The organism is Williamsia phyllosphaerae (assembly GCF_014635305.1).
GTDB classification, from domain to species: domain Bacteria; phylum Actinomycetota; class Actinomycetes; order Mycobacteriales; family Mycobacteriaceae; genus Williamsia_A; species Williamsia_A phyllosphaerae.
This window is the reverse complement of the sequence record NZ_BMCS01000002.1, coordinates 272,743-294,487: the sequence shown is the minus strand read 5'-3', so window position 1 is coordinate 294,487 and position 21,745 is coordinate 272,743. Positions and strand designations below refer to the sequence as shown.

The 21,745-nt window shown below is 68.3% G+C and carries 18 protein-coding genes and 1 tRNA gene; 12 read left to right on the top strand and 7 right to left on the bottom strand.

Translation table 11 applies throughout. From position 1 onward, the window contains the following. Positions 1–9 precede the first annotated feature (9 nt). Complete coding sequence (locus tag IEV93_RS15280) at positions 10–837, bottom strand: SDR family NAD(P)-dependent oxidoreductase (RefSeq protein WP_188490844.1); 828 nt, start codon at positions 835–837, stop codon at positions 10–12. Between the two features lie 73 nt (positions 838–910). Between IEV93_RS15280 and IEV93_RS15275 the strand changes: the two genes are divergently transcribed. Beyond that, positions 911–1,771, top strand: a complete 861-nt coding sequence (locus IEV93_RS15275; RefSeq protein ID WP_188490843.1) for an NAD(P)-dependent oxidoreductase — start codon at positions 911–913, stop codon at positions 1,769–1,771. Positions 1,772–1,780: 9 nt separating this feature from the next. On the opposite strand, the gene IEV93_RS15270 is transcribed toward IEV93_RS15275, so the two are convergent. Then, complete coding sequence (locus tag IEV93_RS15270; RefSeq protein ID WP_188490842.1) at positions 1,781–2,023, bottom strand: DUF6480 family protein; 243 nt, start codon at positions 2,021–2,023, stop codon at positions 1,781–1,783. Between the two features lie 353 nt (positions 2,024–2,376). On the opposite strand from IEV93_RS15270, the gene IEV93_RS15265 reads away from it, so the two are divergent. Next, positions 2,377–2,724, top strand: a complete 348-nt coding sequence (locus tag IEV93_RS15265; RefSeq protein WP_188490841.1) for a hypothetical protein — start codon at positions 2,377–2,379, stop codon at positions 2,722–2,724. Positions 2,725–2,783: 59 nt separating this feature from the next. Here the strand turns inward: IEV93_RS15265 and IEV93_RS15260 are convergent. Beyond that, positions 2,784–2,857: transfer RNA gene (locus IEV93_RS15260), tRNA-Leu, on the bottom strand. 86 nt (positions 2,858–2,943) lie between these two features. Between IEV93_RS15260 and IEV93_RS15255 the strand changes: the two genes are divergently transcribed. From IEV93_RS15255 to IEV93_RS15245, 3 genes are all read left to right on the top strand, one after another. After that, positions 2,944–3,576: a TetR/AcrR family transcriptional regulator gene (locus IEV93_RS15255; protein WP_229705214.1), complete on the top strand. Its 633-nt coding sequence runs from the start codon at positions 2,944–2,946 to the stop codon at positions 3,574–3,576. A gap of 77 nt (positions 3,577–3,653) precedes the next feature. Then, complete coding sequence (locus tag IEV93_RS15250; RefSeq protein WP_188490840.1) at positions 3,654–4,793, top strand: DUF5995 family protein; 1,140 nt, start codon at positions 3,654–3,656, stop codon at positions 4,791–4,793. 56 nt (positions 4,794–4,849) lie between these two features. Further along, complete coding sequence (locus tag IEV93_RS15245) at positions 4,850–7,162, top strand: MMPL family transporter (RefSeq protein ID WP_188490839.1); 2,313 nt, start codon at positions 4,850–4,852, stop codon at positions 7,160–7,162. A 19-nt stretch (positions 7,163–7,181) separates the two neighbouring features. Here the strand turns inward: IEV93_RS15245 and IEV93_RS15240 are convergent, their stop codons facing one another. Further along, on the bottom strand, positions 7,182–8,057 hold the full coding sequence (locus tag IEV93_RS15240) for an alpha/beta fold hydrolase (protein WP_188490838.1): 876 nt from the start codon (positions 8,055–8,057) through the stop codon (positions 7,182–7,184). An 81-nt stretch (positions 8,058–8,138) separates the two neighbouring features. Here IEV93_RS15240 and IEV93_RS15235 point away from each other — a divergent pair, with 81 nt between their 5' ends. The 3 genes from IEV93_RS15235 to IEV93_RS15225 all read left to right on the top strand — a co-directional run bounded on the left by IEV93_RS15235 (position 8,139) and on the right by IEV93_RS15225 (position 11,452). Further along, complete coding sequence (locus tag IEV93_RS15235) at positions 8,139–8,753, top strand: TetR/AcrR family transcriptional regulator (RefSeq protein WP_188490837.1); 615 nt, start codon at positions 8,139–8,141, stop codon at positions 8,751–8,753. A gap of 136 nt (positions 8,754–8,889) precedes the next feature. Continuing rightward, a complete protein-coding gene (locus IEV93_RS15230) occupies positions 8,890–9,762 on the top strand; it encodes a Bax inhibitor-1/YccA family protein (protein ID WP_188490836.1) in 873 nt (290 codons plus the stop codon). A 139-nt stretch (positions 9,763–9,901) separates the two neighbouring features. Next, complete coding sequence (locus IEV93_RS15225) at positions 9,902–11,452, top strand: MDR family MFS transporter (RefSeq protein WP_188490835.1); 1,551 nt, start codon at positions 9,902–9,904, stop codon at positions 11,450–11,452. On the opposite strand, the gene IEV93_RS15220 is transcribed toward IEV93_RS15225, so the two are convergent. After that, positions 11,445–12,668 (bottom strand): acetyl-CoA C-acetyltransferase, encoded by a 1,224-nt coding sequence (locus IEV93_RS15220; protein ID WP_188490834.1) that lies wholly within the window; start codon positions 12,666–12,668, stop codon positions 11,445–11,447. The genes IEV93_RS15225 and IEV93_RS15220 overlap by 8 nt on opposite strands. A gap of 44 nt (positions 12,669–12,712) precedes the next feature. Beyond that, entirely contained in the window at positions 12,713–13,702 is a 990-nt protein-coding gene (locus IEV93_RS15215; RefSeq protein WP_229705213.1) for an SGNH/GDSL hydrolase family protein, read from the bottom strand. A gap of 78 nt (positions 13,703–13,780) precedes the next feature. On the opposite strand from IEV93_RS15215, the gene IEV93_RS15210 reads away from it, so the two are divergent. The 3 genes from IEV93_RS15210 (at position 13,781) to IEV93_RS15200 (ending at position 19,516) form a co-directional block, all read left to right on the top strand. Further along, entirely contained in the window at positions 13,781–15,187 is a 1,407-nt protein-coding gene (locus tag IEV93_RS15210; protein WP_188490833.1) for a cystathionine beta-synthase, read from the top strand. Next, positions 15,184–16,356, top strand: a complete 1,173-nt coding sequence (locus tag IEV93_RS15205; RefSeq protein ID WP_188490832.1) for a cystathionine gamma-synthase — start codon at positions 15,184–15,186, stop codon at positions 16,354–16,356. Before IEV93_RS15210 ends, IEV93_RS15205 begins: the two co-directional genes overlap by 4 nt. Positions 16,357–16,432: 76 nt before the next feature. After that, complete coding sequence (locus IEV93_RS15200) at positions 16,433–19,516, top strand: ATP-binding protein (protein ID WP_188490831.1); 3,084 nt, start codon at positions 16,433–16,435, stop codon at positions 19,514–19,516. Between the two features lie 16 nt (positions 19,517–19,532). On the opposite strand, the gene IEV93_RS15195 is transcribed toward IEV93_RS15200, so the two are convergent. Further along, on the bottom strand, positions 19,533–20,246 hold the full coding sequence (locus tag IEV93_RS15195; protein WP_188490830.1) for an LpqN/LpqT family lipoprotein: 714 nt from the start codon (positions 20,244–20,246) through the stop codon (positions 19,533–19,535). 95 nt (positions 20,247–20,341) lie between these two features. Between IEV93_RS15195 and IEV93_RS15190 the strand changes: the two genes are divergently transcribed. Beyond that, complete coding sequence (locus IEV93_RS15190) at positions 20,342–21,703, top strand: neutral zinc metallopeptidase (protein ID WP_188490829.1); 1,362 nt, start codon at positions 20,342–20,344, stop codon at positions 21,701–21,703. Positions 21,704–21,745 lie beyond the last annotated feature (42 nt).

The following is a 21,745-nucleotide window of genomic DNA, read 5'->3' as shown; positions in this document are numbered from 1 at the left end:
CGGCGGTGCTCAGGCGGGCACGCCGACCATCTCCGCGCTGACGTCCCAGAGCCGCCGGGCCAGATCCACGTCGTAGGCCTGCTTGTTGGTCTTGCGCACCTTGTGTTTGATGTAGAACTCACCGGACTGCCAGTCGTCTCCGGCAGTACCCTGCGCCAGCCACACAAGCGTCCGAGCGCCCTTGTCCGGGCCGATCATCGCCAGTCGGCGCAACGGCGTCGCGTAGAGAAAGCGCATGGGGCTGGTCGTGTCGGACGCGAAATTCGTCGCGACGTTGCCCGGGTGGAACGCCGCCGACGTCAGGCCGCGGTCGGAGAACCGTCGGTGCAGCTCCTTGGTGAAGAGGATGTTCTCGAGCTTGCTGTCACCGTAGGACTTGTGGGGGGACGGGTTCTTCTCGTTGTTGAGGTCGTCGATGTCGATGTCGCCGAAGAGTCGGGCGCCGATGCTGGAGGTGTTGAGGACCGCTGCGCGACTGGCGATGAGGGTGTCGAGGAGAAGGTTGGTGAGCAGGAACGGCGCGAGGTGGTTCACCTGGAGCGTCTTCTCGAACCCGTCGACCGTCCGCGCCGGCTGTCCGAACATGCCGCCGGCGTTGTTCGCGAGGACATCGATCTGTGGGTGCGCTGTCTTCAGCGTCTCCGCCAACCCGCGTACCTCGGACAGATCTGCGAAGTCGGCGACGTGGAAGTGCGCGCCGATCGATCCGGCCACGGCCTTGGTCTTCTCCGCTGAGCGTCCGACGACGATGACCTCGTCACCGTTGTGGGCCAACCGTTTCGCCGCCGAGGCGCCGATGCCGTCACTCGCTCCGGTGATCACAATCGTCTTCGCCATGTGCTTCGCGCTTTCGCCGTGCCGAGGTGCGGACGGGTACAACGGTAGTCGGTGTCGACGAATGGGAGATGTGATGGCGTTGCGAGTGGCTCTGCTGGGGACCGGTCTGATGGGTGCGGGAATGGCGCGAAGCATGCTGCGCGCCGGACTCGATGTGACCGTCTGGAACCGGTCCGCGGACAAGACCGCCGATCTCGGTGAGGCCGGGGCGCGGGTGGCCGATGATCCCGCCGACGCGGTTCGCGACGCTGACATCGTCGTGACGATGTTGTTCGACGTCGATTCGGTCGAAGCGGTCATGTCCGAGGCCATCGGCGCAATCGCGGACGGCGTGCCGTGGGTACAGACCAGCACCGTCGGCATCGCCGGCGTGGAACGTCTCGCCGCGCTCGCTGCGGAGCACGACGTCACGTTCGTCGACGCGCCGGTCCTCGGCACGCGAGCACCCGCCGAGAACGGTGCTCTCACCGTGCTCGCGGGCGGTCCGCAGGATGTCCGTGATCAGGTGGCACCGCTGTTCGACGCGATCGGAGCCTCGACGGTGTGGGTCGGCGAGCAGGCTGGAGACGGTCACCGACTCAAGCTGGTCGCCAACTCATGGGTGCTGTCGATCACGACCGCGACCGCCCAGGCGGTGGGGATGGCGCAGCGACTGGACATCGATCCTCGGCAGTTCCTCGACTCCATCGCCGGCGGACCGCTCGACTGCGGGTACGCACAGCTCAAGGGTGACGCGATGATCACCGGCTCCTTGGACCCGTCCTTCGCACTGGACGGGGCGGCCAAGGACAGCGGTCTGATCGCCGACGCCATGGACGGGGCGGGGATGGACTCGACGGTGATGCGGGCGATCCGGTCGCGCTTCGCGGCCGCGGCGGACGCCGGCCACAGCCACGACGACATGGCCGCGGTCATCCACGGTTTCGAGGCCTGAGCGTTCGGCCTAGGTGAACAGTTGGAAGGCGTCGAAGATGACCGCGATGCCACCGGCGACAGCGAGAACGATGATGATGCCCACGATGATCATCACCGTGATGATGGTGGGGGAGAACCGCTTCGGCACGGTCTGACGGCCGTCCGAACCCATCGAGGTGGATCCGCTGTCGGGCGGCGTCGCGCCCGGGGCGAGTTCTCCGCCGGCCTCGAGGTCGGCGTCGGGCTTGTACGGGTTGGGCTCGGTGGTCATGGGACTCCTGAACTGAGACGTGAACCGCCACCACCCGACGGGTGGAGGGGGCGTGTGGTCTGGGACCGGGCCGGGCTCGGGTGTGAACCGGCGGCCGTGCGACGGGCTCCGCACTGGTCGTCGACGCCTGGTGAGGCGACGGCTGCGAAGCGCGGAAGTCACGCTGCGTCTGATGGCAACGGTACGCCGAGCGGCCGGAGATCTTGAACTTCCTGTCCAGTAATCCGGGTCACTACCGTTTATGTGCATCCGGTCTCATGTGATCTCGGCCTCTGGATGGAATGTGTTTCTACTGGTCTAGTGTTCCATTATTGAACATTTGGTTCACTTCGTGGAGATCCTGAGGAGGACGTATGACTCACGACGACACGCATGACCGGATCGTCCAAGCACGCAAGGCGGCGGTGCTGAGCAAGGTGGGATCGCTCGCCGGCGCGGTCGGGGTGGTTCTCGTCGCCCTCGGCGTGGTCGGTCTGCTGACCGGACGCACGGTCCTGGGTGTCATCGCCCTGGTCGTCGCCGTCGTTCTGTTCGGTGTGACCGTGGTCGGTACGCGCGTCAATTCGCAGGTTCGGCAGGATCCCGACGTCCAGCGTCGGTCGAACCGACTTCGTCGGGCTCGCTACCGCAGTGCCTACCCGGCCCACCAGCAGCAGCAGCAGAACCAGCGCGAGGACACCGACGACCGAACGGTCACCTGATTCTCGCCAGGTCTGTCTGACTGCTCCGACCGGTGTTTGGAGTTTCGGAGCAAGTCTCGTGCCCCCAGTCGGACTCGAACCGACACTTGGCGGATTTTAAGTCCGCTGCCTCTGCCAATTGGGCTATGGGGGCGCTCGGCTCGCGACGTCTGATGCGGCCGGCGTCCAGAATCTCACGGTCGCGCATCGACCCACCGACGAGGTGAGAGACTGTCGGGCGTGACATCGGACGCGGTGAGTCGGCCCGACGATGTCCGTCGCATCCGCGGCCGCCCGCCGGGACCCGGCGTCGACCTCCTCGCGCGTCGCGAGACGCTACTGGACGCCGCGGAATTGGCGATCGGCGCCAGCGGCAACGAGTTCAGTCTGGGTCAGGTCGCCGACCTCGCCGGGCTGACGCGGTCGGCCGTCTACGCGGTCTTCGATGACAAGAACGACCTCATCGCGTCGCTGACACGGCGACACACGGCTCGGATCACCGATCATCTCGGGGCCGCGGTCACCGGCGCGCCGGACCTGCAGGCGGCGACGCGTGCGGCCGTCGAGGTCCTGGTCGAGTGGGTGGAGAACGAGTCCTCGCTGGCGCCGGTGCTGATGCCGCAGATGCATCGAGGGGTGGGTCACTCGGCGATCACCGGGTACCTCGAGACTTTGCTGGAACAGGGGTTCGCGACGCTGGGAAGCGACGTCCGCGCGGCCGGGCCGTGGGCACGCGCTCTGATCGGCGCGATCTCGGTCACTGTGGGATGGTGGGTCCGCGAGCGCACCATGGATCGCGACGAACTCGTCGACCACCTGACCAGTCTGCTCTGGTCCGGCTTCCAGGGAGCGCAACCGCCCTCCGACCCTTGACTCCCGACCCCGAAATAGACACCATGTCTTTTGTGCCTCTCGTACACGCGACCGACCTCTGCGCGCGGTGAGGCGACGTGACGCGTATCGATGTGGCGACACAACTCGCCTGTAGCGCCGAGCAGGCCTGGGGCTTGCTGACCGATCCCGATCTGAAGACCATCTGGTCCGCGTCGCCCTTTCACGTCGAGGACGTCGGCGAGGACGATCGGTGCGACCGTGCCGGTGCGCTGCGCGAGGTGGAGATCTCCGCCCCCCTGCGCACCCGGGTGCACGAGGTGGTGACGGTGGCCGACGAACCACACCGGCTCGACTACATGGTCTACAAGGGTGCTCCGCTGCTCCGAGATCACCACGGCCGCATCGACATCGAGACGACCCCCGCGGGATGCGCCGTCCGATGGACCGTCGACGTGTCGTTCACGACGAAACTGGGCAAGATCGCCACGCCGACGCTGCGACGCGAGATGGAGAAGTCCCTCGCCGGGCTCTCCGAACAGTCCAAACTCATGCCGCCGCCCGCTGCGGTGACCGCCCGTCGGCCGCACCCGAGACGACCGCGTCGCTCGCCGGCGTCGGTGTTGCGCCCCGAGGTCGACCGCCAACTCGGCCACCAACGACTGATCGCCGACGAGTTCGCGCGCACCGGTGACCCCAAGTACTGGTTGGCCCGCAGTCATGTCCTCGCGAACGAGGAGGCGTTGGCGCTCGTCGACGCACGCGTCATCGAGAACCCCGATTGGCTGCTGCACCTGATGTCGAATCAGCACCGTCGGTACGTCTCGAACCTGCACGCCTACCGCACCGGTGGCCCGATCTCGCCGGTCTGGCGTTCGGCGTGGGCCCGGTGTGAGGAGACCTCGCCGCGTCGCGCGTTCGGAGGAGTCCTCGGCGGGATCCGGGCGGGATCCCGAGCCCACCTCGCCGAGGACACACCTGCGGCGCTCGCAGAGGTGTGGGGTGTGAACTACCGCGACACCAGGCACTACAAAGAATTCCGGGCCGACTTCATCCGGTTGGGGAGTCTGCACGGCACATGTGGTGATCGACTCATCGACGAACTCCCCGCCGACCTCGTCCCACGTCCGCTGCGGCTTGCTCGGCGGTTGTCGCCGGAGCTGCGTGACATGGTCGTCCGACGGCTCTACTACGACGTCGAGGTGGACCGGATGCGGGCCTTCGACCGCGGGTACGACATCGCCCGGCGGACCTTCTGAGGACGCAGTGTTAACTTGACGCCGTCCACCCGTGTCGGCGCCGAAGGAGCACCACGATGCTCTCCCGTCTGACCAAGGGTGTCATCGCCGCCCCGCGCCGTGTCCTGCTCGTCACGCTGGCGATCGTGATCGTCTGCGGTGCGCTGGGGTTCGGCGTCGGCTCAGCCCTCTCGGCCGGTGGCTACAGCGATCCGACATCGGAATCCGCTCGCGCCGGTGCGCAACTCGGCGACACGTTCAACCGCGGCGGTCTACAGGTCGTCATCGCGCTCCGCCTGCCGACGACCGGCGACATCTCCCAGGACCCGACGGCTCTCGGGGTCGCGAAACAGATCACCGACACTCTCGAGACCGAGACGTTCGTCCAGCAACCGGTGCTGTCGCTGTGGCGCAACTCCGATCTCGCGCCCGCGCTGCAGAGCGCCGATCAGACGACCGGACTGATCGTGTTCACGGTGTCGGGCGGCGAACGCGACGGGGCGCTGCACGCGCAGGCCATCGACGACGAGTTCGCCGGGGTCCGCTCCGGGATCACCGTGACCGTCGGCGGCGAGGCCCTGGTCTACCAGCAGATCAACGACCAGACGTCGCGCGACCTGGCCATCGCCGAGGCCATCGCGATCCCCATCAGCTTCTGCCTGCTGATCTGGGTCTTCGGCGGGCTCGTCGCGGCCGCGATCCCCGTGGTCATCGGCCTGATCGCCATCATCGGCGCCGCCGCGATCCTGCGGATGATGACGCTGTTCACCGACGTGTCGGTCTTCGCCCTGAACCTGGCCACCGCGCTCGGACTGGCCCTGGCCATCGACTACACCCTGCTGATCATCAGCCGTTATCGCGAGGAACAGGCGGCGGGGCGCAGTCGCGCGGACGCGTTGGTCCGCACGGTCAGCACCGCGGGACGGACGGTGCTGTTCTCGGCGGCCACGGTCGGCTTGTCGTTGTGCGCCATGGCGATCTTCCCGATGTATTTTCTTCGGTCGTTCGCCTACGCGGGCATCGGGGTGATCATCGTGGCGGCCGCCGCCGCACTCATCGTGACCCCGGCGATCCTGTTCGCGCTCGGTGACCGTGTCGACGCGCTCGACGTCCGCCGACCGATCCGTCGACTGCTGCGCAAGCCGCCGCCGGCGGCCATCGACCCGGAGGACTCCGCGTTCTACCGGTCGACGAAATTCGTGTTCCGACACCACCTGGTGGTCGGGGTGTCGATCATCGCCTTCCTCCTGCTGCTCGGTGCGCCGTTCCTCGGGATGAAGGTGGGGTTCCCCGACGAGCGGGTCCTGCCCACCTCGGCGTCGTCGTACCAGATCGGTTCGCAGCTGCGAGAGGACTTCCCGCAGAACGCCAGTGTGTCCATCACCGCCGTGCTCCCTGACGTCGGTGGCGACGCGGCAGCGAATTCCGCGGTGGCCGCCTACGCCGACACGATGTCGCGGATCGCCGACGTCAACGGCGTGACCACCGCGCAGGCGGCGTTCGTCGACGGACAGGAGTTCGCCCGCGGCGACCCGGGCGCCAGCATCGACCGAGCACAGTTCGTGACCGTCGCGACGTCCCTGGATCCGTTGTCGCGCGCGGGTTCCGACCAGCTCGACGCGTTGCGTGCGGTGCCGACGCCGGGCGGGACGCAGGTCCTGTTCACCGGGCTGGCGCAGCAGAACCGCGACAACGTCGACGCGATCATCGACCGACTCCCACTGGTGCTCGGGTTGATCGCCGTCACGACCTTCATCCTGCTGTTCCTGCTCAGCGGGAGTGTCCTGCTGCCTCTGAAGGCACTGGTGCTCAACGCGTTCTCGTTGAGCGCGACGTTCGGTGCGATGGTGTGGATCTTCCAGGACGGGCACCTGGGTGGGTTGGGCACCACGGTGACCGGCTCACTGGCCGCGACCATGCCGGTGCTGATGTTCTGTATCGCCTTCGGGCTGTCGATGGACTACGAGGTCTTCCTGCTCTCGCGGATCCGTGAGGAGTGGTTGCGCACGGGGCAGTCGACCCGCGCCGACAACGAGCAGGCGGTCGCCATGGGACTCGCGCGGACCGGTCGGGTGGTCACCGCCGCAGCGGTGCTGATGGCGATCGTGTTCGCGGGCATCATTGCCTCGCAGGTGTCGTTCATGCGCATGTTCGGACTCGGGCTGATGCTCGCCGTGCTCGTCGACGCCACGCTGGTGCGGGTGCTGCTGGTGCCGGCGTTCATGCGGCTGGCCGGTCGGGCCAACTGGTGGGCGCCCGGTCCGCTCCGCAGGTTCCACGATCGCTTCGGGCTGACCGAATCCGACGGCGACGATTCGGATGCCGCCATCAATCCCGTGATCGATCCAGCTCCTGCCGTACCCGGTCGTGCGTCCACCCGCCTGCGGTGACGACGACCGGTCGGCTCTTTCAGGCGGGCAGCGACAGTTCGGCGCGGAGGAACTCCGACATCACCTCGGCGGTGCGGTCCGGCCGGTCGAGCATCGTCAGGACGTAGGAGTCCTCGATCTCGACGAGCCGGGCGTTCGGTAGCAGTTCGGCCAGCGCAGGACCGTGCTCGGGCGGCATCATCCGGTTCTGCGGTGCCCAGATGATCAGTACCGGCCGGTCGAATCCGGACAGCCTCCCGGTGTCGGCGATCAACGCCTGCTTGTCGAAGCGGGTCGACGCGTACCGCCGGACGTCGGAGCGCACGCCCGCCGACGCCAGTGCGCCGTCCGTCCACCGTTCGACGATGTCCTGTGGGATGTCGCGTATCGCCATGTCGCCCATGAGTGGTCGCATGCGTCGGAGGAACGGGATGCGCAGCTGCCAGGCGGCGAACCGCATGCCGCCCGGCGTGTGCACGGCCAGCGCGACCATCTTCCCGGCCAGCCCCGGTGGGAAGTTGTCGTACGCCTCGCACGGCAGGACGATCATCCGCCCGATCCGGTCATCGCGTCCGCGTGCGGGAAGGAACAGCGGTCCGCCCCAGTCGGTGACCACCAAGGTCACGTCCGACAGTTCGAGCGTGTCGAGGAATTCGGCCAGCAGGTCGACCATTGCTGCGAGCGTCAGGTCGGCATCGGGGGACATCGGTACCCGGTGACCGCCCAACGGCAGCACGGGCATCACGTACCGGCACGACTCCGGCAACCGGGGGAGAACCAGATCCCACTGCGCGTCGTTCATGAACAGACCGTGCAGCAGGACGACCGGCGGACCGTGTGGATCGCCCGCCTCGGCGTACTCGAGGAGCCCTGCGCTCAACTCCACCGACCGGCGCTCCCTGTTCGCGAGTTCCATGTGGCTCCCTCTCGACGAATCTCCCTAGAGCGATCATTCTAGAACTATCATTCCAGTGATTACCAGAGGAGGGCGGTGGCGATGTCGAGATCCACGCGGGAGTCGATCGTGACCGCGACCGCGGAACTGATGCGCCGTCAGGGGTACGCCGCGGTGAGCATCAAACAGATCGTCGCCGGATCCGGGGCGCCGATCGGCTCCATCTATCACCACTTCCCGGGCGGCAAGTCGCAGATCGCCCGTGCCGCACTGGTCGACTCCGGAGCGGCCTACGCGCAGTTGGTCCCGACCCTGATGGAGGGGTACGACGACCTCGGCGACGCCATTGCCCACGCCTTCGACGCCGCCGCGACCACCATGGAGTCGATCGGCTTCGCCAACATGTGTCCGGTCTCCACCGTGGCGGGCGAGGTGGCCGATTCCGATGAATCGCTGCGAGTCGCCGCGGCGGAGATCTTCGAGTCCTGGGTGAGCGGGGCGGCGGAGTTCTGCGCACGTCGGGGCGTCGAGGCCGACGTCGCCCGCGAGGTGGCCATCTCGGTGATCTGCGCCCTCGAGGGCGCATTCGTCATGGCCCGCACCCTGCGCAGCACCGAACCCCTGCTCGCCGCGGGGGCCACGGTCGCGCACCGCTACCGCGGCGTGCGACTGACCGAGGGCCCGGCGGTCGCTGCGGCAATGGTCAAGAGTAGGTAAAGTCGGTCTCGGAACTCGGACACCGTGTCGATCGTTGACGTGACAGTCGCTCACGGTGACACCGGAAGCCATTGACGGCCATGGGCAGTGTGGACGAATTGATCGAGCCGATCGAACTTAGTGAAGGGACCAGACGGTGCGAGAAAGTAGCAATCCGGTCATGCGGGGTGTTCTCCGCGACAACCAGAAGAATGGTGGTTACGCCGGGTTCGGGAGCGGGATGGCCGGGGCCGGCCAGGGCGCCGTGATGGGCCAGCAGCTGGGCCAGCCGCAGCAGACCGACCCGTACGCCCGCCCGGGACAACCGGTCGGCGCGCGGTCGATGACCATCGACGACGTCGTCACCAAGACCGCGTCGACACTCGGCGTCCTGATCGTCACCGCCCTCATCTCCTACTTCCTGATCCACCAGAACGAGGGCCTGGCGATGCCGCTGCTGCTCGTCGGCGGCCTCGGTGGATTCGTCCTCGTGATGATCGCGACCTTCGGTCGCAAGCAGGACAACCCGGCGATCGTGCTGTCGTACGCGGCGCTCGAGGGGCTCTTCGTCGGAGCGATCTCGTTCGTCTTCGCGAACTACGTCGTCGTCGGTGTGAGTGCCGGGATGCTCATCGGACAGGCCGTACTGGGCACGTTCGGTGTGTTCGGCGGCATGCTGATCGTCTACAAGACGGGCGCCATCCGAGTCACCCCGCGCTTCACCCGCATGCTGTTCGCCGGTCTCGTGGGCGTCATCGTGCTCATCCTGGCCAACCTGGTCGTCGGGTTCTTCAACGGCGGTGAGGGTCTGGGCCTGCGCAGCGGTGGTCCGATCGCGATCATCTTCTCGCTCGTCTGCATCGGTCTGGCCGCGTTCTGCTTCCTGATCGACTTCGACTCGGCGGACCGTCTCATCCGCGCGGGCGCGCCGGCCAAGGCCGCCTGGGGCATCGCCCTCGGCCTCACCGTGACCCTGGTCTGGCTCTACGTCGAGATCCTGCGACTGCTGAGCTACTTCAACTCCGACTAGTCGCCGGGCACCACGCAGTAGACCTCAGCGGCCCCACACCTCCGGGTGTGGGGCCGCTGTCGTGCGGCGGGCGATTATTTTCCTTGCGCGCACGAGTCTCACCCGGCGACACTTCTCCCAACCGACGACGAGGGGACCCATGACCACCACGCGCACCGACGCGACCGACCGGCTGGCGCGTGAGCACGTGCTCGTGATCGGTCTGCTGCTGGTCGCGACCTTCGTCGTGATCCTCAACGAGACGGTGATGAGCGTCGCGATCCCGGTGCTCCAGTCCGAACTCGGCGTCCCACCCAGCGTCGGTCAGTGGCTCACGACCGTGTTCATGCTGACGATGGCCGTCGTGATCCCGCTGACCGGTTTCCTGATCCAGCGGATCGGCACCCGACCGTTGTTCGTCACGGCGATGTCGTCGTTCACCGCGGGCACAGTCCTCGCATTCGTCGCACCCGGTTTCGAGGTGCTGCTCGTCGCTCGGGTCATCCAGGCGGTGGGCACGGCGATCATGTTGCCGCTGCTGATGACCACGGTCATGACGCTCGTGCCGGAGAACCGCCGGGGCGTGATGATGGGCAACATCTCCGTGGTCATCGCGGTGGCGCCTGCGCTGGGCCCCACGCTGTCGGGGTTGGTTCTCGACCACCTGGGGTGGCGGTGGATCTTCGGCGTGATGATCCCCATCGCCGGGGCCGCTCTCGTCGTCGGCGCGGTCTGCGTGCGGTCGGTGTCGCCGACGGTGAGCGTCCCGATCGACGTCGTTTCGGTGCCGATGGCGGTCCTCGGGTTCGGCGGTCTGGTCTATGGACTGGTCGGGATCGGTGAGGCCGCCGATCACGGATCGGCGGTACCCGTGTGGATCCCGTTCACGGTCGGCGTGATCGGACTGTGCGCCTTCGTTTCCCGGCAGCTACTGCTGCAACGGACCGACCGCGCGCTGCTCGATCTCCGCGTGTTCGCGTCGTTCCAGTTCTCGCTGGCGATCGCGGCCATGGTCGTCGCGATGTCCACCATGATGGGCACGTTCATCGTGGTGCCGTATTTCGCCCAGGCCGTCCTCGGGTTCAGCCCGCTGGCGACGGGTCTGCTGACCCTGCCCGGTGGTCTGCTGATGAGCATCGCGGGACCGGTGGTCGGACGCATCTACGATCGGCGCGGACCACGAGTCCTTGTCATGCCCGGTGCGTTGTTGATCACCGCCGGGGTGTGGTTGCTCACCACCGTCGACACGACGACGTCGGCCTGGCTGCTGACCGGCGCCAACATGACCCTGTGCCTCGGGCTGGCGGCGACCTTCACCCCGCTCATGACATCAGCGCTGGGATCGGTTGCGCCGGCGCGTTACTCGCACGCATCGGCCGCGCTCGGGACGTTCCAGCAGGTGGCCGGTGCCGCCGGTACGGCGCTGTTCATCACCGTGATGACCGTGGTCGCGGCCGACGGCCGGGCCTCGGGCGAGGCCGACGCACAGGCGATCACCGACGGTGTCCGGACCGTGTTCACCGTGGCCGGCGTCCTCGGTCTGGTGTTGATCGTGATCGTCGCGTTCGTTCGGGCGCCGAAGTCGTCGGTCCACCCCGAGCACACGAACGCCGCCGAGACGTTTACTGCCGAGACGCTCCCCGACGGGACGAGCCCCGCACCCACGATCTCGGTGCAGGGCTCGTCGGACGAGTTGACGCGACTCAGCTGAGGCGCTCGAGCACCATCGCCATACCCTGTCCGCCACCGACACACATCGACTCGATGCCGAAGGTCTTGTCGTGGGTGCGCAGGTTGTTGATCAGCGTGGTGGTGATGCGGGCGCCGGTCATGCCAAAGGGGTGACCCAGCGCGATCGCGCCGCCGGAGACGTTGAGCTTGTCGTGGTCGATGCCCAACTCGGCGGCCGAACCCAGCACCTGCACCGCGAACGCCTCGTTGATCTCGACGAGGTCGATGTCGGAGATGGTCTTGCCCGACAGGCGCAGCACCTTGCGGATCGCCTCGATCGGACCGAGCCCCATGATCTCCGGCGACAACCCGGTGGCCGCGGTGGCGACGATGCGCGCGAGCGGCGTGAGGCCGAGTTCCTTGGCCTTGGTGTCGCTCATGATGACCAGCGCGGCGGCGCCGTCGTTGAGCGGGCAGGCGTTGCCCGCGGTGATCGTGCCGTCCGGACGGAACACCGGCTTGAGCTGCGACACCTTCTCGTAGGTGGTGCCCGCGCGGGGGCCGTCGTCGGTGGACACGACGGTGCCGTCGGGCAGCGTGACCGGATCGATCTCGCGCTCGAAGAAGCCCGAGTTGATGGCGGCCTCGGCGCGGTTCTGGCTCTGCACGCCCCAGCGGTCCTGGTCCTCACGCGAGATGCCCATGAAGCTCGCGACGTTCTCCGCGGTCTGACCCATCGGGATGTAGACGTCGGGGATCAGCCCCTCCGCACGCGGATCGGTCCAGACCGGGGCGCCACCCTGCGAGTTCTTCTCGGTGCGGGCCTGCGCGTCGGCGTAGATCGGGTTCTTGCTGTTGGGCCACCCGTCGGAGTTGCCCAGGGTGCCGTAGCTCGACACGCTCTCCACGCCCGCGGAGATGAAGACATCACCCTCGCCCGCCCGGATGGCGTGCAGCGCCATGCGAGTGGTCTGCAGCGAGGAGGAGCAGTACCGGTTGACCGTCACGCCGGGCACGTGGTCGAGGCCGAGCTGCACCGCGACGACGCGCGCGATGTTGAAGCCACCGCCACCGCCGGGCTGGCCGATGCCGAGGTGGATGTCCTCGACGTCCGCACGATCGAGCTCGGGGACCTTGTCGAGAGCGACCTGGACCATCTGCGCGGCGAGATCGTCGGGTCGGAGGTCCTTGAGCGATCCCTTGACCGCGCGTCCGATGGGGGATCGAGCGGTGGAGACGATGACGGCTTCGGGCATGACGTGACTCCTCGTGTGTGCACAACAGGATGGCGAACCGGACGTTACGCCATGCTCCGACCCGCAGATCGATCGCTCCCGACCGTCGCGTCGGCACGTCGGCGGCGCAATCGGACGGGTATCCCCAGTCGCCTTCGCATCCGGACGACGAGCCGGTTGTTCTCGGCGAACTCCGAGACCTCCGGCGGGTCGGGGAGTGGACCCGCGCCCCATTCGCCCATCGAGGCGAGTACCTCGGGCAGCAGGGTCTCCGCAGCGAGTTGGTACCCCGCCGCCGACGGGTGGTAGTTGTCCGACGAGAACATCCGGTCGGGGGACGCGAGGAACACCGGCGACAACAGGTCGGCCAGCGGCACCGGCCGCCCACCGGCCGCCCGCACCTCGTGGGTCTGGGCGGCGGCGAGCCGAAAGCCCCACTGTCGCAGCACCGAGCGCAGCGGCTGCGGGATGGCTGTCACCACGCCGAGATCCGGGCAGGTACCCACGATCACCTTCGCGTCGACCTCGACGAGACGACGGACCGCCGATCCGACCCGCTTGGCCGCGGGCGAGGGCGCGTTGACCGCGGTGATGTCGTTGGCGCCGATCAGGATGACCGCGACGTCCGGCGGCCTGCCCGCGATCAGCATCGCGTCGACCTGGCCGGACAACCCGCGCGAGGTGGCCCCGACGATCGCCTTCGTGCTCAACCGCACCGACCGGCCGGTCTCGCGCACCACCATCCGGGTCAGGGCGACGCCGGGGGTCTCGTCGGGCGACTCCGCCCCGAGCCCGGCTGCGGTGGAGTCGCCGAACACCATCATGTGGAGGTCGGCGGTCACGCGCGGGGTGACGCGGATCGGGCCCGAGCCGTCGGGGAGATAGATGCCGTCACCGTTGGGTGCGTTGTCGGTGCGATGGGGGATGACCGCGCGTGCCGCGCGCGCCTGACCGTTGAGGAAATTCCATGCTGCCCACCCGGCCCCGGCGCTGCCCGCGGTGGCCGCGATGGACGCGGTCACGTCGCGGACCACTCGCCGTCGGGATGCTGGCACCCCCCGAGCCTATCGGTGCGGGGGAAAGTTCAGCGGGACGCCGCAACCGCGTCGGCGCGGATCTGGAACGATGGAGACATGCGCATCGCAAATCACGTCGTGGACCTCGTCGGCGGCACCCCGCTGGTCCGTCTGAACTCGGTTGTCACCCCGGGTTCGGGTCTGGTCGCCGCCAAGGTCGAGTACCTCAATCCGGGCGGGTCGTCGAAAGACCGCATCGCCGTCAAGATGGTCGATGCGGCCGAGGCCTCCGGTGAACTGAAGCCCGGCGGCACCATCGTCGAACCGACCTCCGGCAACACCGGTGTGGGATTGGCCCTGGTCGCCCAGCAGCGCGGATACCACTGCGTGTTCGTGTGCCCCGACAAGGTCGGCGAGGACAAGCGCAACGTGCTCAAGGCGTACGGCGCCGAGGTCGTGGTGTGCCCCACCGCGGTGGCCCCGGAGGACCCGGGCAGCTACTACAGCGTCTCCGACCGGTTGGTCCGCGAGATCGAGGGTGCGTGGAAGCCCAACCAGTACGCGAACCCGGCCGGCCCGCAGAGCCACTACGAGACCACCGGCCCCGAGGTCTGGGCCGACACCGACGGCAAGGTGACGCATTTCGTCGCCGGCGTCGGCACCGGCGGCACCATCACCGGCACCGGTCGCTATCTCAAAGAGATGTCGGACGGTCGCGTGAAGATCATCGGCGCCGACCCCGAGGGTTCGGTGTACTCCGGTGGCACCGGCCGGCCCTACCTCGTCGAGGGTGTCGGTGAGGACTTCTGGCCCACCGCCTACGACCCGTCGATCCCGGACGAGATCATCGCCGTCTCCGACGCCGACTCCTTCGACATGACCCGCCGCCTCGCCCGCGAGGAGGGGCTGCTCGTCGGCGGATCCTGCGGCATGGCGATGGTGGCCGCGCTCAAGGTCGCCGAGCGGGAGGGCCCGGACGCGATCGTCGTCGTCCTGCTGCCCGACGGCGGGCGCGGCTACATGGGCAAGATCTTCAACGACAAATGGATGAGCAGTTACGGGTTCCTGCGCACCCCGCTCGACGGCAAGGACAAGGGCGATCCGTCGGTCGGTGACGTGCTGCGCGGCAAGTCCGGATCGCTTCCCGACTTCGTGCACACCCACCCGTCGGAGACGCTGCGCGACGCGATCGAGATCCTTCGTGAGTTCGAGGTGTCGCAGATGCCTGTCGTCGGGGCGGAACCGCCGATCATGGCCGGCGAGGTGGCCGGCGCGGTCACCGAGCGCGAACTGCTCAGCGCGGTCTTCGAGGGACGCGCGAGCCTCGCCGACCCGGTGTCGTCGTTCATGGGCGAACCCTTCCCGCTGATCGGCTCCGGCGAGCCGGTGTCGGCCGCGACGAAGGCGCTGTCGGAGTCCGACGCGCTGATGGTGGTCGAGGACGGCAAGCCCATCGGCGTCATCACCCGACACGACCTCCTCGCATTCGTCAGTTCCGCACCCAAGATCGGAGCCTCGTCATGAGTGAACAGCGCAGCCGCGTCGACGCGAGCAGTTGGCAGGGCTTCGGCACCAAGGCCATCCACGCGGGATACGAACCCGATCCGCTGACCGGTGCGGTCAACGTCCCGATCTACGCCAGCTCCACCTTCGCCCAGGACGGCGTAGGCGGCATGCGCGGCGGGTTCGAGTACGCGCGCACCGGCAACCCGACCCGTCAGGCGCTCGAGGGCAACCTCGCCGCCATCGAGGGCGGGTCGTACGGCCGCGGTTTCGCCTCCGGCATGGCCGCCACCGACGCTCTGCTGCGGGCCACCCTGCGCCCGGGCGATCACCTCGTCATCCCCAACGACGCCTACGGCGGCACCTTCCGCCTGATCGACAAGGTGTTCACGCAGTGGGGGATCACCTACTCGGTGGCCGCGGTCTCCGACGTCGACGCGGTCCGCGCGGCCATCACACCCGCGACCAAGCTCGTGTGGGTGGAGACGCCCACCAACCCGCTGCTCAACATCGGCGACATAGAGGCCCTGGCCGGCGTCGCCCACGAGGCAGGCACGAAGCTCGTGGTCGACAACACCTTCGCCTCGCCCTACCTGCAACAGCCGCTGCGCCTCGGTGCCGACGTTGTCCTGCACTCCACCACCAAGTACCTCGGCGGGCATTCCGATGTCGTCGGTGGCGCACTGGTCACCGACGACGAGCAGCTCGACGCCGATCTGGCGTTCCTGCAGAACGGTGCAGGCGCGGTCCCGGGACCGTTCGACGCCTACCTCACGATGCGGGGCATCAAGACCCTCGCGGTGCGGATGGACCGGCACAGTGACAACGCCGAGAAGATCGTCGACTACCTGCAGTCGCACCCGAAGATCGAGTCGGTGCTCTACCCCGGTCTCGAGACGCACCCGAACCACGCCGTCGCGGCCAAGCAGATGAAGCGTTTCGGCGGCATGATCTCGGTGTTGGTCGCGGGCGGAGCCCCGGCCGCGCAGGAGTTCTGCGCGAAGACCGAGATCTTCACCCTCGCCGAGTCGCTGGGCGGCATCGAATCGCTGATCGAGCATCCCGCCGCGATGACCCACGCCTCGACCGCGGGGTCGCTGCTCGAGGTGCCCCCGCATCTCGTGCGCCTGTCGGTCGGTATCGAGGACATCGACGACCTGCTCGGCGACGTGGAGAACGCGCTCGGCTGACACCGGCACAGTCGGGTGGCCGTACGGCTGCGCGACAAGCCACCCGCGAAGCTGAGAAACTGCTTAGAATCCGCGAGTGGAGTACCGACTTCTCGGACACATGGTGGTGCGCGCCGACGGGCGTGATCTCTCCGTGGGCGGGATCAAGCAACGGGCGGTACTCGCGATCCTGCTGCTCAACGCCGGGTCGAGCGTCGACCTCGACACCCTCGTCGACCTGGTGTGGGACGACACCCCGCCGGCCAAGCCGATCTCCTCGGTCCGCGCCTACATCGCGAACCTGCGCCGGGCCTTCGCCGACGCAGACCCGATGGGCGCGCAGGCGCTGATGACGGACACGACCGGCTACCGCCTCGACGTCGCCGCCGATGAGTTGGACACCACGACATTCGAACGCCTCACGACCGAGGGTCGAGAGGCGCTCACCGTCGGTGAGGCCGCCCGGGCGGAGGAGTCCCTCCGCATCGCGCTCGACCTGTGGCGCGGGCCCGCACTGGCCGACTTCCGCGATCACCGCTTCGCCGACGCGGCGGTCCACCGGTTCAGCGCGCTACGCACGATGGCCGCCGAGGGGCTCTACGAGGCCGGACTGCAGCTCGGCCGCGACGCCGAGTTGATCCCGGGGCTCGAGGAGCAGGTGCGCATCGATCCGCTGCACGAACGACTGTGGGGCCAGCTGATGGTCGCGCTGTACCGATCCGGCCGACGCGCGGAGGCGCTGGCGACGTACCAGCGTGCCCGGACGGTGCTCGATGACGAGCTCGGTGTCGCGCCGGGAGCGGCGCTCGAGCACCTGCGGCGTGAGATCGCCAAGGAATCCACCGGGCTCGACTTCACGCCGCTGCGCATGGAGCTGCGGACCGCGGTGGTCGACACCCCGCGCAACCACCGGATCGTCGGGCGCGACCGCGAGTTGTCGGTGCTCGCCGACCTGGTGGCGGCCACGCCCCGCGGGCGCGGCGCGATGACCGTCATCCGTGGTGACTCCGGCACCGGCAAGTCCTCGATGGCCGCAGCCGTGGTCGACGACGCCGTCGAACAGGGTTTCGTCTTCGCGTGGTCGACCCAGACCGACGGCATCCGCGAACCGCCCATGTGGACCTGGGTGCACATCGTCGACCGACTCGTCGAACACGCCCACCCCGACGCCGTCACCCGTGCGACGGCGTTCGCTCCCGACCTCCTCTCGGCGCGGCGTCCGGGATCGGTCCTCCCGGAGCCGGATTCGGCGGTGGCGTCACGTTTCGAGGACGCCGAGAAGATCGCGACCGTGATCGCCATGCTCATCGGGACCACGCCGACCGTCCTGGTCCTCGACGACCTGCACCGCGCGGACCGGCCGACCCGCGCGGTGCTAGAGGTGGTGTCACACCGTCTCCGCGAGCTCCCCCTGCTCATCGTGGTCACCTGGCAGGACGCGGGCCCGGATCGGCCCCTGCGCCCCAAGGCATTCGACCGCCTGTTGAGCAGGTCCGACACCGTGACCATCCGGTTGGGGCCGCTCGCGCCCGAGGCCGTCGGCGAGCTGGTCGCCGTCGAGACCCGGGTACGAGCGCATCCTGATCTGGTCGCGGCCGTCCACGACCGGACCGGGGGCAACCCGTTCCACACCCGCGAACTGGCGCGGTTGCTCCATGCCGGTGGACACCTCGACGCCGACACCCGGCGAATCGACATCGACGTCCCGCCGGACGCGGTGGCAGGGGTGGTACGTCGACGCCTGGCCGGACTGCCGCGCCGCACCCGGGATGCGTTGGGCATCGGTGCACTGCTCGGGGTCGTCGTCGAGTCGGCGTTTCTCGCCGGGGTGCTCGGCCTCAGCGACTCCGAACTCCGCGAGCGCCTGGGTCCGGCGTGTCGGATCGGGGTTCTCACCCCGAGTGCGCAGACACCGCAACGCTATTGGTTCACCCACGCGGTGATCCGGCACGTGTCCGCCGAGGAGCTGCCCGCCGAGCGCCGCGAGTGGGGCCACGCGCGGATCGCCGCTGCGTACGCCGCACGGGCCGACGTCGGTGCCTACGACCAGACGATCGCCGCGGCCGACCACGCGTGGCGCGCCGGAGCGCAGCTACCGCCCGAGGTCGCGGCGAATCTCATCGACCGCGCGCTGCAGCACTCGGTGACACGCGCCGAGTACCAGGACATCGCCGATCTCACCGAACACGCCCTCGACATGGCGCAACGGTTGCCGCCCGGTGATTCCCGGCTCGAGCGCGAGGCCCGACACTGGATGCAGCGCGCATCGGTGCTCGCCGTTCTCAAGGGGCACACGTCGGCCGACGCCGAGCAGGCTCTGGCGCGGGCGTTCGAGGTCGGGTCGGCGATGTCGGCGACATCGTTGTTCACCTCCGCGGTCGCGCTGCGCTGCGCGATGCTGGTGGGCACCGCCGGGTATCGCGAGGCCACCGCGCTCGGCGAGAAACTCATCGCGACGTTCGACGTCGACGGCGATCCGGCGGCCGGCGCCGCCGGGTTCTACGTCCGTGCGGTCGTCGAACTGATGCGCGGGGAACCCGCCGCGGCGGTGCGCACCGTCGAACGCCTGCAGACCCAGGTGCCCCCGGTGCCCGCGCGCGACAATCTGCTGCTGTTCGACGTCCGCGCATTCGGTGTCGCGGCTCTGGCCCACGCCACGCTGGGGGATGCTGCGACGGGCCGAGCGATGGCGCACAACGGGATACAGCTGGCCCGGGCCCGATCGAACGCATTCGCCGAGGCGATCATCTCCGTGAACGCGTTGCAGGTCAACGCGTTCTGTGGCGTGGTGCCCGGTACCGCCGCCGAGGCCGAGGAGCTGATCGGGATGCTGAACCGGGCCGGCGCGGTGGACCTTCTCGGGTCGACGCAGATCATCGCCGGGTGGGCGCGTGGGATGGCCGTGGGCGGGCCGGACACGACCGCGGCGATCCGTCAGGGCCTGGCGCTGCACACCGCGGGCGGCATGCGAATCTTCGCGCCGTTCTACCTCCGGCTGCTGGCCGAGGTCGAGAACGCGCACGGCCACGTCAACGATGCCCGCGCCTCGAACCAACAAGCCGAGCTCCTCGCGCGCGCCACCGGCGAGATGGCATGGGAGAGGCGTCCGTCGGTGAACCGGGTGTCACGGTCCACCGACGGACGCGTCGTCGACGGTCACTTCTCCGGCAGTGCCGGTTGAGAGCGGTCCGCTCGCCCTATTGCGAGATGGTTGCCGCGTCGATCGCCTTGGCGGCCGCACCGAGGATCTCGGCCTGCGCCTGATCGCTGGTGCCGTTGAGCTGCAGGATGTACATCACGCCGTCGCCGGGGATGACCACGGTCTTCTGTGCGCTCAGCGCCTCGGTGCCCTCGAGGTCGTAGGTCGCGGCGATGTCGTACGCGGGGTAACCCGACAGGGTCGTCGTGCGTTGGTCGACGATGTCGGCGTCCTTGAGGTTCTTCACCTCGCCGGGTGCCAGGTCGATCAGCTTCTGTGGATCGACATCTCCCTCGAGCCGCGACAGCAGGGCGACGAAGTTCGGGGTGTAGGACGCCGACGACGCGTCGGGTCCGGTGTATTCGATTGCGGCGTAGGCGTAGTCCGGTGTCTTGCCGCCTGCGGGGGTCCATCCCTCGGGGATCGGGAGGTCGATGGCGGGTGCAGCCGTGTCGCCCATCTTGATCGGCGTCTCGGTGATGTTGTTCTGCTTGATGTAGTCGGCGATGGTCATGTTGGCGCCGGTCGCGTCGACCGAGCGAGGGGTGAGCTCGCCGGTGGACGGGGCCGCCGCACTCGAGGTCGAGCTCGGGGCGGATGCGGACGTGGACGATTCCGATGCGGAATCGGAGCTGCTGGAGCAGCCGGCGAGGACGAGGGTGAGCGCTGCGCCGACGACGACGGTCGCCGATCCGATCTTCGTGAGTTTCATGGACGCAAGATAAAGATCGTGAATTGGAATTCGATTGGATCCTCCGCGCCGACGGTCCATGAATAATTCAATCCTGCCTTGGTTGACTGCGCGACATGCGTCTGAGCCGAGTTCGACCCGCTGTCGTCGTCACCATCGCGGCGATCGTCACGATGGCGACCGCGTGCTCGTCCGGACAAACAGTCGGCCAGGGCCCCCAGACGTCCTCGTCGGCGAATGCTCCCTCGGTACCGATCACGGGTGACCGCTCCGACCCCGTCAACGTCCTGGTGGCGCGAGCGATCGTTGACATCCAGGGCTACTGGACGACCGAGTATCCGCGGGTATACGACGGAGCAGTGTATGAACCCGTGACCGGAGGCTTCTACGCGGTGGATCCCGGTACGGGCCCGCTTCCGCCGTGTGCCGAGTCGGCGTCGGACATCGCGGGTAACGCCTTCTACTGCGCGACGAAGGACGTCGTCGCCTGGGATGTGAAGGGATTGCTGCCGGACCTCCGAAAGACGTATGGCGACTTCGTGATCCCGGTGGTTCTCGCCCACGAGTGGGGTCATGCGCTGCAGGCGCGGTCGGACTTCGAGGGCATGACCATCACGCGGGAGATCCAGGCCGACTGCTTCTCCGGCGCGTGGAGCAGGCACGCGATCGACGCCGGTGAGTACCGGGTCTCGAGTGTCGATCTCGACCGCGCGCTCGCCGGGTTCCTCTCCCTGCGTGACGAACCCGGTACCGCCGCGGACGATCCATCGGCGCACGGCAGTGGTTTCGACCGCATCAACGCATTCCAGAACGGGTACGAGAACGGACCGACGACGTGCGCCGGCTATCGCGACGGCGCGCCCGCGGTGGTCGAGTTGCCCTTCGGGAGTGCCGCCGACGCCGCTGCCGGTGGGGACGCGCCGTACGAGGACATCATCGCCGGCGTGCCGGTGGACCTCGAGGACTACTGGTCGCAGGTCTATCCCGAGCTGACCGGGAAGCGGTGGACACCGGTGCGACGCGTCGTCCCGTTCGGGTCACAGGCCCCGGCGTGCGGCGACACCTCGGCGGAGGGGTATCTGCTGTTCTACTGCGTCCCGGACAACTACGTCGGCTTCGAGAACGACTCGATGCAGGACTTCTACGCCGAGGGTGGCGACTTCGCGGTCGCCGCGCTGTTGGCTACGCAGTGGGGGATCGCGGCCCTGACGCAGATGGGGGATTCCTCCGACGAGGCGATGAGCTCGCAGCGTGCCGACTGTCTCGCGGGCGCCTGGACCGCGAGTGTGCTGCTGCAGAACCGGAACGCGACGAGCGGCTACTCGTTGTCGCCCGGCGACCTCGACGAGGCCATCGAGGCCCTGCTGACGTTCCGCGGTCCCGGTGACGCCGACCGGCAGGGTGCGGGGTTCGTCCGGACCGAGGCATACCGCAGCGGCGTCATCGACGGCGCGAAGAACTGCCTCGCGACGTCCTGAGGTCGGCTTGTCCGGCGACGGTCCCGCGGCCCGTCGCAGCAG